Source organism: Paenibacillus sp. Marseille-Q9583, assembly GCF_976954365.1.
Genome location: NZ_CDRJTB010000103.1, coordinates 1 through 14,586, shown reverse-complemented (window position 1 = coordinate 14,586; position 14,586 = coordinate 1). Strand labels below are relative to the sequence as shown.

14 protein-coding genes, 1 pseudogene and 1 riboswitch are annotated in these 14,586 nt (G+C 39.4%); all 15 genes and pseudogenes read right to left on the bottom strand.

Annotated elements, in window-relative coordinates:
* Positions 1 to 749 (bottom strand): matrixin family metalloprotease (locus tag ACWNM1_RS28680; RefSeq protein ID WP_449603648.1); only part of this gene is annotated, 749 nt, incomplete at its 3' end.
* 346 nt (positions 750 to 1,095) lie between these two features.
* On the bottom strand, positions 1,096 to 1,515 hold the full coding sequence (locus ACWNM1_RS28675) for a hypothetical protein (protein ID WP_449603647.1): 420 nt from the start codon (positions 1,513 to 1,515) through the stop codon (positions 1,096 to 1,098).
* A gap of 401 nt (positions 1,516 to 1,916) precedes the next feature.
* Positions 1,917 to 2,035: pseudogene (locus ACWNM1_RS28670) on the bottom strand (MFS transporter); the annotation flags it as partial.
* Positions 2,036 to 2,103: 68 nt separating this feature from the next.
* Positions 2,104 to 3,657, bottom strand: a complete 1,554-nt coding sequence (locus tag ACWNM1_RS28665; protein ID WP_449603646.1) for an ABC-F family ATP-binding cassette domain-containing protein — start codon at positions 3,655 to 3,657, stop codon at positions 2,104 to 2,106.
* 424 nt (positions 3,658 to 4,081) lie between these two features.
* Complete coding sequence (locus ACWNM1_RS28660; protein WP_449603645.1) at positions 4,082 to 4,825, bottom strand: MerR family transcriptional regulator; 744 nt, start codon at positions 4,823 to 4,825, stop codon at positions 4,082 to 4,084.
* Positions 4,826 to 4,838: 13 nt separating this feature from the next.
* A complete protein-coding gene (locus ACWNM1_RS28655; RefSeq protein WP_449603644.1) occupies positions 4,839 to 5,576 on the bottom strand; it encodes an ABC transporter permease in 738 nt (245 codons plus the stop codon).
* Complete coding sequence (locus tag ACWNM1_RS28650; protein WP_449603643.1) at positions 5,573 to 6,289, bottom strand: ABC transporter ATP-binding protein; 717 nt, start codon at positions 6,287 to 6,289, stop codon at positions 5,573 to 5,575. The genes ACWNM1_RS28655 and ACWNM1_RS28650 overlap by 4 nt, the downstream gene beginning before the upstream one ends.
* 165 nt (positions 6,290 to 6,454) lie before the next feature.
* Complete coding sequence (locus ACWNM1_RS28645) at positions 6,455 to 7,759, bottom strand: voltage-gated chloride channel family protein (RefSeq protein WP_449603642.1); 1,305 nt, start codon at positions 7,757 to 7,759, stop codon at positions 6,455 to 6,457.
* A gap of 68 nt (positions 7,760 to 7,827) precedes the next feature.
* Positions 7,828 to 7,889: riboswitch (Fluoride riboswitch) on the bottom strand.
* A gap of 7 nt (positions 7,890 to 7,896) precedes the next feature.
* Positions 7,897 to 8,616, bottom strand: a complete 720-nt coding sequence (locus tag ACWNM1_RS28640; protein WP_076285805.1) for a YebC/PmpR family DNA-binding transcriptional regulator — start codon at positions 8,614 to 8,616, stop codon at positions 7,897 to 7,899.
* A gap of 168 nt (positions 8,617 to 8,784) precedes the next feature.
* On the bottom strand, positions 8,785 to 9,894 hold the full coding sequence (locus ACWNM1_RS28635; protein ID WP_449603641.1) for a 5-methyltetrahydropteroyltriglutamate--homocysteine S-methyltransferase: 1,110 nt from the start codon (positions 9,892 to 9,894) through the stop codon (positions 8,785 to 8,787).
* A gap of 16 nt (positions 9,895 to 9,910) precedes the next feature.
* Positions 9,911 to 10,843 carry a LysR family transcriptional regulator gene (locus ACWNM1_RS28630; protein WP_076204126.1) on the bottom strand — a complete coding sequence of 311 codons (933 nt, stop codon included), beginning with the start codon at positions 10,841 to 10,843 and terminating at the stop codon, positions 9,911 to 9,913.
* A 121-nt stretch (positions 10,844 to 10,964) separates the two neighbouring features.
* Positions 10,965 to 12,080, bottom strand: a complete 1,116-nt coding sequence (locus tag ACWNM1_RS28625; RefSeq protein ID WP_449603640.1) for a phosphodiester glycosidase family protein — start codon at positions 12,078 to 12,080, stop codon at positions 10,965 to 10,967.
* A 178-nt stretch (positions 12,081 to 12,258) separates the two neighbouring features.
* Positions 12,259 to 12,957 carry a hypothetical protein gene (locus ACWNM1_RS28620; RefSeq protein WP_449603639.1) on the bottom strand — a complete coding sequence of 233 codons (699 nt, stop codon included), beginning with the start codon at positions 12,955 to 12,957 and terminating at the stop codon, positions 12,259 to 12,261.
* A 17-nt stretch (positions 12,958 to 12,974) separates the two neighbouring features.
* Entirely contained in the window at positions 12,975 to 13,652 is a 678-nt protein-coding gene (locus ACWNM1_RS28615) for a hypothetical protein (protein ID WP_449603638.1), read from the bottom strand.
* Positions 13,645 to 14,586, bottom strand: a 942-nt coding sequence (locus tag ACWNM1_RS28610; RefSeq protein WP_449603637.1) for an ABC transporter ATP-binding protein, incomplete at its 5' end; no start/stop codon positions are given. The genes ACWNM1_RS28615 and ACWNM1_RS28610, both read right to left, overlap by 8 nt.

Below are 14,586 nucleotides of genomic sequence, written 5' to 3'. Positions count from 1 at the left end.
TGTTTTCTATTTTCAAAATCATCTGTTGGTGATGCAATAACTACGAGGTCTGAATAATTTGATAATTCCGATAATGTGCCATAGCTTTCATATTGCGTTTCAACGTTAATCTCATTTTGATTAGAAGTATCTGTGTTTAAGGAAGCCATTAACGCAGGTCCTCCATAGAGTGATCTTAACTCACTGAGGTCGTAGCTTGAAGGAGTATTGATGTCTCTATTGAGAGATGGATTATTCCCTTCAGTCATTAGCGATGTACTAAGTTGAGCACTTGCAGTTGTGTGTGCTAACCCAAGTGAATGCCCCAGTTCATGAGCAGTAGTATGTCTAATTCTTGTTGACGTAAAATTAACACCATTATTGTGATTTTGTAATTGATTATGATATACCGAAACAACAGAGCGGCTATAAGAAAACCAATCTGGATCTACATTTATACCTAGATCATTATACCAAAGATTCCGTCCATATAAACCTATTTCCGTTGTAGTTCCAACATAATACCTGTCTACCTGACCAGAATTATTTAGTGTCTTGGAAATAGAGACGTTTGCATTTCTTCCATTCCAAGTAGATACAGCGTGATCAAAATGACTTGTGTAACCATATGATGATATAGATGAATCATACCAAGCTTGAATACGACCATTGTCATTGCCACCTCGTGGACTATGAGTGTCAGCACTGACAATAGAAGAGAATAATAACGACGTACTTAAAATAGATAAACCTGCAATAATTTTCCACATCTTTACCTTCAGATGTGGAATTATTTAACTGCAGTACTAATATAGCATATAAACCGAAAAAAATGAGATATTCGATCATAAATGGGTAATAATACCTATTAAGCGTAATCTATGGGATTTTTATCCATAAACCAGAGCAATGATTTTGATTCATAATTATTAGATGTTCGATAATTTAATTTTCGATCACTCCTTTTTTATAAAATGTTGAGTGTACAAATGTAGCTAAAACTTGCTATTTTTATTGAATCTTGCATGCGTTATAATACAGGATACAAAGAATCCCCGATGATATGCTATCATAAGTGATTCTTTGTATTTTCAATGCTTCCAAGTTTTTATTACCTTACCAGGTAAACCTCATCTTCATAGATTGGACGGCAACTGCCGTAACGAGCGTTAAAATTATCAATATGAACGACAATACTATTAGATTCATACAACTCGTTAAGAACAGTTGAGATCTGAAAGCTGCCATTTCATTTGCATTCATTTGCTGCGGTTGATACGCCTTAAGCCCACAATTATGAGAAGGTGGAAGAGCATACTTCGCATCGATAGGGTATACCGAGTTATTAGCTAGTAAAGTGACTTCTCCTGCTTTCTTAAGATCTACAACGACTTGACCTAAATACCCACTTTCCAAATTGTCTAAGACTTCTTCTGGAGTCCGTTCTTCCTCCGTCTTATCCACTGGAATAAACACTCCTTCAATACCGGCATCGATGTGGATCAAATCGACGGTTTTATCTAAGTACTCATTCATGATGTTTCGTGAATAGTCGTAGGGTAAGCCCCAAGCGCCTTGTACACACTAATGTACAGGTTTCTCAAGCTTGTTGATGACTAATTCTCCTTTGCTTTTCTTATAGGCAACTGCAAGAGAGCCATTGAACCTACTATTGGCGAACCTTACTTGTCGAATTCCTCTATTTATTGGCAAGTTGATAGTAGTTATAAACCTCAGACAGTTGCATTATATATTCTTATATTTCCGAGTTCATCCAAGTTAATCAGGGATTTGTTATGTCTAGCTTTCCAACGGCCATCAATTCCAATTAACATGTACCCGTTCTTGAGAAGAAAATCTCTTACTCTATCGTGAGGCATTCGCAGTACATTTCCATTGAGTTTTTTACTAAGCCTCTCTTTGTAGGAATGGCTGCGTAGCAACCAAATATTTTTATAACTCACCAAAAACATCACAGCGAGGATAAGTGTAGCGATATCAATCACGTCATCCGCTAGCATTATCATTTTTTACGACTATAACGGTCCAAATAAAGATATGGTTTGAGCCGTTAGAATTAGGGTTATGTTTCTTTTCCAATTGTCATTAATAGTTTGCATTAGCTTATTTAACTCCTTTATTTCTGGTTTCATCACCTATGTTAAGCACACGATCAACCCATCCCTTATAAAATTGTTCTTCATGAGAAACAAGAATCACAGTTCCACCAAATTGGATTAGAGCTTTCTGTAAAGCATCTTTCGTTTCAGCATCTAAGTGATTGGTCGGCTCATCCATAATTAGAAAGTTATATTCTGACAGCAGTAATAGGCACAGCTTAACTTTAGATTGCTCTCCGCCGCTGAGTGTACGTATTGACTGTGTTACAAGGTTATCTTTAACAACACACTGCGCTAGATAGCGACGTATTTCCTTTACAGTCAGTTTGGGATCATAAGCTGAAATCACCTGAATAGGTGTCATTGTATCGTCTTCCCAAGTTAAATCTTGCTCGAAATACCCCACTTTAACTTGTTCTGCGAACTGGAACCTACCGGTAATCCCTTGGATCTCTCCAACCAACGTCTTTAGTAAAGTTGATTTCCCGATTCCGTTGAACCCCGTAATCACGAGCTTTTGTCCACCGCGAATGGAGAACTTCAATTTAGGCAACAAAGGCTTATCGTAACCTACGACTAAGTGATCCACTTTAAGCGCTACTTGTGACATGCACGGAAGCTCCTTAAAGCGAATAGACGCTTTGGATACAAATGTCGGAGCAGCGATTCGATCCATTCTATCCAGCTGTTTCTGGCGACCACGGGCAATTTTGGAATTAACACCTGCACCGTTTTTTCGAATGAATTGCTCAGTGGTTTCGATTTTTTTCTGCTGTGCAATATATTGCCGGATATGACTCTCTCGTAAATGTTCCTTCTGCTTCACAAAATCTGAGTATTTCCCGTGGTATTTTTTAATCGTTTCGCCCTCAATATCGCAAATACTAGTGGATATTTTATCGAGAAAGGCATAGTTGTGAGACACTACAATGAACGCTTGATTGAATGCAATCAAATACTCAGCGAGCCAGTTAACATGTTCCTTATCCAAATAATTGGTTGGTTCATCGAGTAATAACACATCAGGTTGTTCAAGTAAAAGCTTGGCCAGAATGACTTTCGTCCGCTGCCCCCCGCTTAACTGCTCGATGGGACGGTCGATTCCAATCGCGTTGATCCCTAGACCGGTAACCATCTTACTGATGTTGCTCTCCATTGAATAATAGTCTAGCGCTTCTAATCGTTCCTGGTAGTCTGCTGCCTTTTGTAATAATGTTTCGTTGCCAGTAACAGCGCACTCTTCATAGAGCTCATTTATTTTTCGTTCTAGTTCATATAATTCTGAGAAAGCCTGTCTTAAATAATTATGAACCGTACAGTTTCCATCCATGACAGCATATTGATCGAGATGACCGATTGTAATATTGGGCTGCCACTTTATCATTCCATCATCCGGGATCACTTCGCCTGTCAAAATGCTAATAAACGTACTTTTTCCCGTCCCATTCTGGCCAACCACACCTACATGATCACCCTTGTACAATTCCATAGAAACATTCTTGTATAGAACCTTATCGCCAAAAGAATGTGATAAATTTGAAACCTCAAGTAAACTCATTTCCTATTCCTCTTTTCTGAAATTAGTGAAGAACGCAAAAAAAGCAGAAGACACTGCACCCTTAGGTGCAAGCCTTCTGCTTGTCAGTACACGAATGAACGGCACAAACATATAAATGTCAGTGTAGAAACTGAGCAATATAACACAAAAGGCTGTAGACGAAAATTGTCTACAGCCTCTTAATCATTAACATCGAAAGATAGCATAACCAAATAAGCATGATATTTCACGCTAAATCGGATTCGTTATCATTCGATGATATAAAAGCATTACGCTTTTGATTAAGCTCCGGACAACGTTTCATCGTTTGTATCCGTTTGTTCGGAGCAGCCTCTGGTATATAACTTTACAGTTTCTACATGAATCATAGTAAACCATCCCTTCGTTTGGTAACAGTTTAAAACGCATCCCGTTACTTGTCAACTTAGAACGGGACATCATACTTGTTTTTGGTCTCTAACAGTTGAATAACTTCTTTTGCTTTTTGTATCGCTTCTTCTAACGAATAGATTAAACGATCTGTTACTGTAACAATATCTTCGAACTCTCCAGGCGTATCTAGTATTTCTTTGATGCTTAGTACCTTCGACTGTTCTGCTGTATTTATTAGTCGAAGAATAGCATTCAATGAATAGTGTGCTGCTCGCAATGTACGAATAATCTTCATTCTATTTAATTCTCGTTCAGTATATATGCGATAACCATTCGGGAGTCTAGGAACCGTTAATAAACCATTTCTTTCCCAGTTACGTAGGATCTCAGGCGATAAATTCAATAACTGAGTGACTTCAATCCGAGTATAAGTCTGATTAGACAATGACTCATTGCCACTGAGCCATTGTTCAACCAATTGAATCGCTTCTAAAGCTAATTGATATTCTTGTTTAAGATGAGCCAAATAGACATGAGCAAGTTTAAAAGCCAGCTTGAAGTCGCTCTTACCACTGGCTTCTGCAATTGCACGTGCTTTTGCTCGACTATGACCTTGAATAATTTCACAATGAAAAGCTGTTCTTGCTACTTGGAGTTGAAATAAATGGAGCTCTGAAAAAACTCGATATCCATTTTCTGCACGAGAAACTGGAGAAATATACTTCCACTCTTCATAAATGCGAACGGTATTCGGATGTACGTTAACAAGACTCGCGATTTCTTTGGTGCTATACATCCGTCCCCCTCCTTCACTTCCATTTAAAAAATTTGATAGCGCCACCTAAACCAACCAATATACATAAACCAAGAATTATAATGCTAATGAATAAGTGCTGAATAGGCTCTCCAATCGAAACTTGTTTTAGTAAATGGATGCCATGTGAAAGTGGTAAAATATCCATTAACCATTGGAAAAATCGCGGCATAATCTCATACGGAATCGTCGCACCCGAAAATAGAAGCATTGTAAAGTAGGCAACTGAACTCCATAAATTTGCAGACCTTTGATCAGGAACGACACTGCCGATAAGAATCCCAATACTGTACATCGTACACACTACAAATGCATAAGTGAGGAGAAAGACTCCCCATGAACCGCCCATTTCATAATCAAATAATAAAGTATATACAGCAGTTACGCCAATAAATGAAACAAGTGCTGAAGATAACTGAATAACGACTTGTGCAAATAATATGTGTAAAGGGGACACGGGTGTTACTTGGAATCTTTTTAAAATCCCCCGGTGGCGATAGTCAGCAATGGTAAGGGGTACACCCATCACGCCTGTTGCAAGTACCCCTATACAAATGACAGCAGGGTACGAGAATTCAAACATGGATGCTCCGTTGGCTGGCACTTCTTTACTCATGACATATCCGAAAAGAGTCGCCAAAATGATCGGGAGTATGATCCCGAATATAAGTATATCCATGCCTTTCCAAACAAGCTTACCCTCTATTTTTAGTAGTGTCCAAAATAATTTCATTCCCATTCCTCCTCACCTGAAAAATATAAATAAGCATCCTCTAACGTTGCATGTCCACTAAGCTTTATAATTTCTTGAACAGAACCAAACGCGACTGTTTTCCCATCTCTTAAAATGATTAAATGATCGCAGAGAGCTTCTACTTCGTCCATGTAATGAGAGGTGAGTACAATCGATAGTCCTTTTTCTTTCATAGTTAAAAGCTGTTTCCATAGCATTTTACGCGCTTTAGTATCAAGACCCGTTGTTAATTCATCTAAAAAGACGAGCTGAGGATTGGGCAAGAGGGCCAACAAAACGGCTAACCGCTGCTTTTCACCACCAGAAAGCGACTTCACTAACTGATTTTTCTTTTCATGTAATCCAAAGGTTTGGAGTAAGGGATCGATAGCTTGTGGTTTTTTGTACAAAGCACGCCATTGAATACAAGCTTCTTCTAGGGTTAGGCGATCTTGAAAATTCGTATCTTGAAATTGCACACCAACTTTTTGAAACACTTCCTTTCGTTCAGTGATCGGTGATTTCCCAAGTAATACAAGCTCTTGGAATTCACTTTTTTCGATGCCTAGAATTGCAGCAATACTCGAAGACTTCCCAGCACCATTTGCACCTAATAAACCGATTACTTCTCCTTCACCTAAATGAAAGCTTAAATCCTGGACAGCCACTTTATCTCCGTATCGTACAGAGAGATCCTTTACGGATAAAACCATATCCCCACCTCATTTCAGATATTAGGTTTACACTATATCAAATGAAGTAAAGGCTGGTGGTATATTGGAGGGTTTGTTTTTTGAAACAAAAAAAGAGGAGGTCAGCTCGTATTACGAACTAACCGCCCTCTGTCAGGTGCTTTTATTTTCAAAAATCCAACAAATTTATTTTCTTTTTTTAACATTACTTATTCTAGTCCCTTGAGGAATTGAAATGAACTGGCTCTTCGATACACCAATAAGCTGTGAAGTATAAATACTACTATGTCCGGAGAATAAATAACTCACCATACAAGCGATGAACATGTATACAGCACCCTCTGAACCAAATAGCTCAATCCCCATTAAAAAGCAAGCGATAGGCGTACTGGTAGCTCCACAGAAGACAGCAATGAATCCGAGAGCAGCCAGAAACGGTCCATATACATGTAAAATGCCAGCCAAAGCATTGCCTAATGTGGCTCCAATCGCAAATAGCGGAGTAACCTCACCACCCTGAAATCCTGTTCCTAAAGTAAAGGCGGTAAAGATCAGCTTCCATAAAAAAGCGAAAGGAGAGACATCTCCCTCAAAAGAATCCTTGATTAATGGAATTCCGAGGCCTAAGTAATCACGGGACCCTACAAGGAATACTAACGCTATGATAATCAACCCACCTACTACACCTTTTATCATTGGATTGCTTATCATTGCGGTGAAGGTTCTTTTTAGAAAATGAGTCAGTTCACTAAAAAGCATACTCACGAGACCAAAAATTACAGAGGCCAATACCACTTTTAGAATAATCATTAAACTTAAGGCTGGAAATTCATTCACTACATAGTGAGTATGATGAACGCCCCACAATCGAGTGGTGACCAGATCACCAACAAAGCTAGCCACAAAACATGGAAGTAATGCCTGTTGGCTAATAAGTCCAATGGTTACTACCTCTAGACCAAATAAGGTTCCAGCCAGCGGTGTTCCGAAAATAGAACCAAAGCCTCCGCTAATCCCGCACATTAACAGTATTTTGCGATCTAACGGGCTGATTTTGATTAATTTCCCAAACCACTCCGCGAGGCTTCCTCCCATTTGTACAGCTGTTCCCTCCCGTCCGGCAGATCCACCAAACAAGTGAGTGACCAGTGTTCCTAACAATACTAAGGGTGCCATACGTAATGGAATGGTCTCTGTACCATCCTGAATTTGTTCTATAATAAGGTTATTTCCTTTAGCGCTGTTTTTTCCGTAACGCATATATAAGAAACTAACAAATACTCCCCCAAGAGGCAGCAAATAAAGTAGCCATGGATGCTCTAAACGTACATCTGTTACATAGTCTAAGCTTTTCAGAAAGAAAGCCGAGGCAGTTCCCGATAAGAGTCCAACCACACTTCCGAGTACAATCCATTTGATAAATGTACTCCAAAGTGCAAAATGACTTCTTTTCTTCACGAATTCATGCCATCGTGCAGACCATTGATTCATAACAGCAACTCCCAAAGTCAGTATAAATTAGTCTCTGGCAACAAAACAGACTCCTACCAGTGAAGCTCACTCTGGTAGGAGTCATTAGTCTGAAGAGACGGTTGTGGCGAACTCCATCGCCTTGTTATATGTTATTCTTAGTCCTCAGAATCTACGTTATGATACACTTGTTGAACATCTTCTAAATCTTCTAAGGCATCAATCAATTTCTCGAATTGAGCTTGTGCATCTTCAGGAAGTGTTACATAGTTCTGTGGCAGCATGTTAAGCTCAGCAACAGTAAATTCAGTGACTCCTGCATTCTTAAATACTTCTTGTACAGCATGGAACTGATCAGGTTCAGCGTACACGATAACCGCTTCATCCTCTTCTAGAACATCACGTACATCAAGTTCTGCATCGAACATCATCTCAATCACTTCATCGGCAGTTTTACCTTCTACACCAATAACAGCCGTAGAATCAAACATGTAGGCTACAGATCCACTGACACCCATATTCCCGCCATTCTTACTGAATGTAGAACGGATCAAAGGCGCTGTACGGTTAACGTTATTCGTAAGCGCATCGACGATGATCATCGAACCGTTAGGTCCAAATCCTTCGTAACGAAGCTCTTCATAATTCTCATCGCCGCTGCCTTTGGCTTTATCCATCGCGCGGTCAATAATGGCTTTTGGTACATTGTAAGTTTTTGCACGTTCTAATACAACCTTCAAGGCCCGGTTTGCTTCTGGATCGGGTTCACCTTTCTTGGCTGCTACATAAATCTCAACACCAAACTTTGCATAGACGCGACTTGTGTTGGCGTCTTTGGAGGCTTTCTTTTCCTTAATATTATTCCACTTACGACCCATATTGTTCCCGCTCTCTTTCAACATGAATTAAAAACAATTGTTACTTATTATACCCTTGATTAATAGCTCTAGTAAAGTGCGCTGGTAGGTTAATCCTCTAAGCTGTCATAATACACGCATAAAAAAGGCCCCTAAATCAAACAGGAGCCTTCTAAAAACTTATTTTAATTATACCCAAACCTCTTGGGCTGTTTCAATTACGAGACGTATTTTATCCCACTGTTCTTCTTCGGTTAGGATATTACCTTCCTCGGTTGAAGCAAACCCACATTGAGGACTTAAGCAAAGCTTCTCAATATCTACATATTGCGCCGCTTCTTCAATACGCGCTTTGAGCTGCTCTTTGCTCTCAAGACCACCATGTTTCGTAGTTACTAGTCCCAATACCACAAATTGATCTTTAATAAATCGTAAGGGTTCAAAATCGCCCGCCCGCTCATTATCATACTCCAAGAAAAATGCATCCACTTTAGTATTCGAAAAAAGCTCTTCGGCCACAGGCTCATAACCACCAGCTGCGAACCATGTGGAACGGAAATTACCTCGGCATACGTGAAGCGCGATCGTCATATCATCTGGACGATTGGCAATGCTCTCGTTAATCAGCCTAACGTAATCCTTAGCCAACTGATCTGGGTCTGTACCTCTGCTTCGTAAATGCGCCCGATGTCTACCACTACACAGCGTTCCCCAAGTTGTATCGTCTAACTGGAGGTAACGGCAGCCTGCATCATAGAACGCTTGGATTGCAGTTCGGTAAACAGCAATAATATCTTGGAATAGGGTTTCTTGATCCGGGTAAACTTCATTCCCGTTAAAATCCTCCACAAAGTGAAATAAAGCAGGTGAAGGGATCGTCATTTTCGGAATTCGGTCTCCAGTCATTTGCTTCAGTGCAATAAATTGCTCGATCATCGGATGATCTTCAAAGGCAATCCGGTCCACGATTCGAAAAGATTCCGCGCGCTGAGCCGCTTCTGCTCTTCCTTGATTTAAGTTAATCTTCTCAGTCCCTTTAATCCCTACAAAGAAATCGAGATGCCACCAGGAACGGCGAAATTCCCCGTCTGTGACCGCCAATAAACCCACTTCTTTTTGCAGTTCCAGTAGTTTGGCGATTTCAATATTCTCAATTTCATGAAGCTGACTGCCCGTGATTTCACCATTGTCATATTGGAGGCGGGCTGCTTTTATCTCATCCGTTCGTAAGAAGCTGCCAACGATATCGTAGCGAAAGGGTGGAGCATTTCTCTGGGTGCCAATTACGGGTCTAATCATACCGATCCTCCTACTGCTATAGTAAAAAATGATTTAGATCAAAATAACTTCCTGAAACCAGGTCATTCAAAATCTCGATATACTTAGATGCCATTACACTCGGTCTGCGATCTTTATGCGCTATCCAGCCAACCGTAAATACTTCATTGCTCTCAAAAGGAATCGTCTTCAGTCCATCACCATTTAGATCAGACGCCAGAATTCCTGTGCCTACCGTATAGCAATCCGTACCCATTAATAAATTGGTCAGTGTCGCTCGGTCATTCACCTTAATATTCTTCTCAATTTGTGAAAAGCTTAACATTTCCTCTGAGAAATGCAGTGAATTGTTCTCCCCCTGTTCAAAAGTGATATAAGGGAATGGCACAATATCATCCTGAGTAATAACTTCCTTACGAGCCAGCGGATGTCCGGTTCGAACATAAAGATGCGGATCGGTATTAAAAAGTGGTGTGAATTTCAGATTGCCATCACTAAACAGTTTATTCATATGCTTATAGTTACTCTCGTTAATATAAAGAATTCCTAAATCACTGCGCAAGGTACGTACGTCTTCGATAATCTCGTAGGTTTGCGTCTCTCTCAAACTAAAGTTGTATTCTGAGACGTCATTGTGCTTCATGAGATTTACAAAGGCGTCAACCACAAAGGCGTAGTGCTGCGTAGAGATGGAAAAATAGATCGGACTACGCTTTTTCCCCGTATAACGATTCTCCATAAGCTCCGTCTGTTCAATAATTTGGCGGGCATAACCCAGAAATTCCATTCCCTCAACGGAAATACTGATTCCACGGTTGGTCCGCTCAAAAATCGTAATCCCCAGTTCACTTTCTAACTCTTTAATGGCATTGGACAGGCTCGGTTGAGAAACAAAGAGCTTCTTTGCCGCCTCATTCATGGAGCCACTATTTGCAATTTCGATAGCGTAGCGGAGTTGTTGCAACGTCACTCCTATTCCCCCTGTTCCAGACCTGTTAGTTCTGTATTCTGTTTCATGCTAGGTGATATCGTAGCATATTTTCATATGGCAATCCAAGATAATCCTATCTTATTTACGTATTAAGAGTGCTTTAGCGTGTACGCTTCTTAGCAGCATCAATTTTGGAGGGGTCAAGTCCCTTCCAAATATTCGGCATATCGACTTGCTCAGGGTGCTCAAACACAAGAAAAGCCGTAGGTAAATATCGTTCCCCATATTGAGAGGATGGCTTGTTCATAATCTCGTTGTCTTTTACCAGTACGGTAGAAGAACCCCCATCCAAATTGGCAGCAATCACTGCTCCATGCTTAAGAAGGATTTGCTGCACATCGTATAGATTTGCCCCAATACTATAAGTAGGTTGTCTTCCATCAATAATAACAAATATAATCGCTCCGTCAGCTCGCTGGCCCATCGCTGTTCTTGGTGCAATTCCCCAACCTTCAGCCGCGTTCTTAATCAATCCTTTTCCATTGACGATTAAACGAGGGCTAAAGGTTACTGCCTCCTGAACACCCATTTTACTAATCTCGTCTAAAGTATAATTTCCAGCAACCATCTTCCCTTGTTTATCAAGACCTACGATTTGCGTGGATTTCTTGCCACCGAGACCGTTGTAATATAACTGTCCTTGTGAGATCACAATACCGATAGGTTTAAATCCGTTACCTTTCCAGTTGGGGTCAGCGAATCCACCACCGTTAACTCCAGCGATAGCACCTGTGCGCTTCACCATACTAGTTACTTTCTCACCTGATCCTACCTTATCCGGAATTCCCAAACGGACTTTAGTAGGATCATTAACGATCATGACATATCCGGAATATCCAGTACCTGATACATTTTCTATCTCGACCAGTGGTTTCTCTTTTACTTCTGGTTCAGGAGTGATGGTATGTGTATCCTTTTCGACCCCCATCTCTTCAAATTGGGCGCTATATTCAGTCACTCTGTTCTTTAATCCGTCCTCACCAATAATATATTTAGCCATGTAGCGGTGCTGTGTTGTAATCAGTGTATCAGCGATTGAATAGCGGAGATTTTTAGCCGAAGGTGCAAAGTAAAACCAACCGCCTCCAGCAATCAACAAAATTAAGCAGAATAAAAACACTTTGGATAGTGTTCGGAAAAAGCTCCGTTTCTTACGTTTTTTTGTTGGCTTTTTTTTGCGTACGGTGGAACGTTGAGGTATTGATGAAGTGCTCACTTCTTTTTCCTCCCTGACTATTTCGGAATTTGAAAATAAATGTCTAACTTTATCATAGACGATAAAATCCATGAAAAGTTTCTGTTAAGGGAATTACTAGTTATACGTAAGTTTCTGAGCATACACAAAAATATCGCCGTACGATTCTCATCATACGACGATGATTGTTAGTTCTCTTTTATAATTTCGCCATTATTTGTGGTCTCTTTATTCGCTGCAATATATAACAAATGAAGAATAGATTTATTCCCAGCAAAATAATCATAATCCCTGCTGACCATTCTAATGGATGCTGTACACAAAATGTAACCAGTAAAGAGGGTACCATCGTCAAGAAGCTTAGTGCTGAAGCAATATGTAATCCTTGTCTAGGCTTTTGCATTACCATGGATAATATTCCAGTTATAAAGATCATGAATATGCAAATCAGAAGATTATCAAAGACTAATATACTTTGTGCTGTTGAGAACCAAATGAGGCTGGTTTCATGCATGAAAACATATTGGATGAAGTTTGCGCTCAGCCAAGTAAACAATGACGATACTACCAGCATTACTAGTGAAATCAGGATTGCAATCATACTCTTCCCAATGAACATTGACTCTGTTCGTATTGGCGTTGACAATAAAGATTCAAAGGTCTTATATACTTTTTCTCCTCCAATCGAATATGAGATCATATTTACTGTTATACGAGGCACACCTAGAGCCATAATGATGATTGGATAATAAAAGTTCAATTTTCCAAAATAAATATAGGCTAGCATCGTAAAGATGGCTGGTGCAACGATTAAGAAAAGCATGCTAAACCGAAATCGCTTTAAAGCTACGAAATATTTCCATTCATGATGAAGTACACTAGATATTTGTGATTTCATCAGAAACACCTACCTTTTTATATGACTCCCCAAAAATACGAACGATCCATTTTCTTAACTTTTATAAAGATAAAATAAGAGTTAACCCCCATCAAAACGACTAAAAATACTGCTGATAGTAAATAAGTAGCCACCATCAAGTGCTGAGTAAATAAATTAATAAGAATAACAATATAAATGTAAATCGGATAAAAAACTACGGTTAGCTTACTATTCGCCATCTGGATATCATCAGAAGTAATGGATCTATCTACTCCTATTAAAGTGACGGTTAATAAAATTTGAATAAATAGAATCAACATACCTACCCATTCCCAAGAATTTATTTGAAAATGTTCTTTTGTGAAACTCTTCACTAATAGCATTAGAATGAATATGGATAAATAATAAACTCCACTGCTAACGAAGCAATACTTACATTTTCCATAGAATAGGCTTTTGCTCTTAATTGGTGAGGATAATAATGTTTCTATCGTTTTCATTTCTTTCTCGCCCGCAAAGCTGTTGGCTGTCCATTGCTTTAACAGAATAAGTGGAAATAAGATTGATCCGCTCAACAAAACAGTATCGTTCATTCGAAATAAAGGAGCAACGATCCCTATGAGAATTACAGCACATAAATGAAAGATCAGGGCGCCTTTATCCTTGAAATACTCTTTTATCTGCATCCTAAAGACGATTTCTATTTCATTCATTTGGTTTCTCACCATTTTCTACCTGCATATACAGCTTTTCGAGGTCAAATTCCTTAGTTTCAATATTCTTCACATCTATCTCTAATGAGGCTAACACTTTAATTAAATTCGAAATCGCAATATTTTCTGTTAGATCAACGAGAATCGTGTTTTTTTGAACCTTGTATTCAATATTTATTGCAAGACTAGACAATGCCTTATGAAGACGTTCCAAATCAGCGGACAAATCTTGGTTGCAGCTAATACGGAGTTTACTACTGGCTTGCTCTTTCAATGCTGCCATTGTGTTAGTATAAACGTTTTTCCCATGTCGCATTATTGTGATCTTATTACAGATCTTTTTTACTTCTTCTAAATTGTGTGTGGTCAAAATAATGGTGGCCCCATACTTCTGTGCTAGATCATGCAGCATTACTCTTAAATGATCGATGCTTACTGGATCTAGTCCATTCGTGGGCTCATCTAATAGAAGGATTTTGGGTTTGTGAAGTAAGGCTCTAGTTAAAGCGACCTTCTTCTTCATCCCTGTAGAAAAGCCCTTAACAGGCAAATGCTTCTTATCTAGTATTTCAAAATCACTCAACAGCTCGTCTATTCGTTTGTCGTAATCACTACGTCTCATACCATATATTTGAGCAAAATAACTTAAGTTATCATACACACTCAAAGGCTCATATAACCCAACGTCTTCTGATAAAACACCACACATTTTACGAACAGTGTCACCCTCTAGTTTAGGATTACAACCAAATACTGCTACTTCTCCCTCATCAGGCTCTAAAAGTCCTAATAAGAAACGAAGAGTCGTTGTCTTCCCAGCTCCATTATGTCCCAATAAGGCGTAAACATCTCCCGCCTGAATGGAAAGGCTCAATCCATTGATAGCATTTACACGCCCGAATGTCTTTTTCACATCTTTCAGTTCAATTTTCCG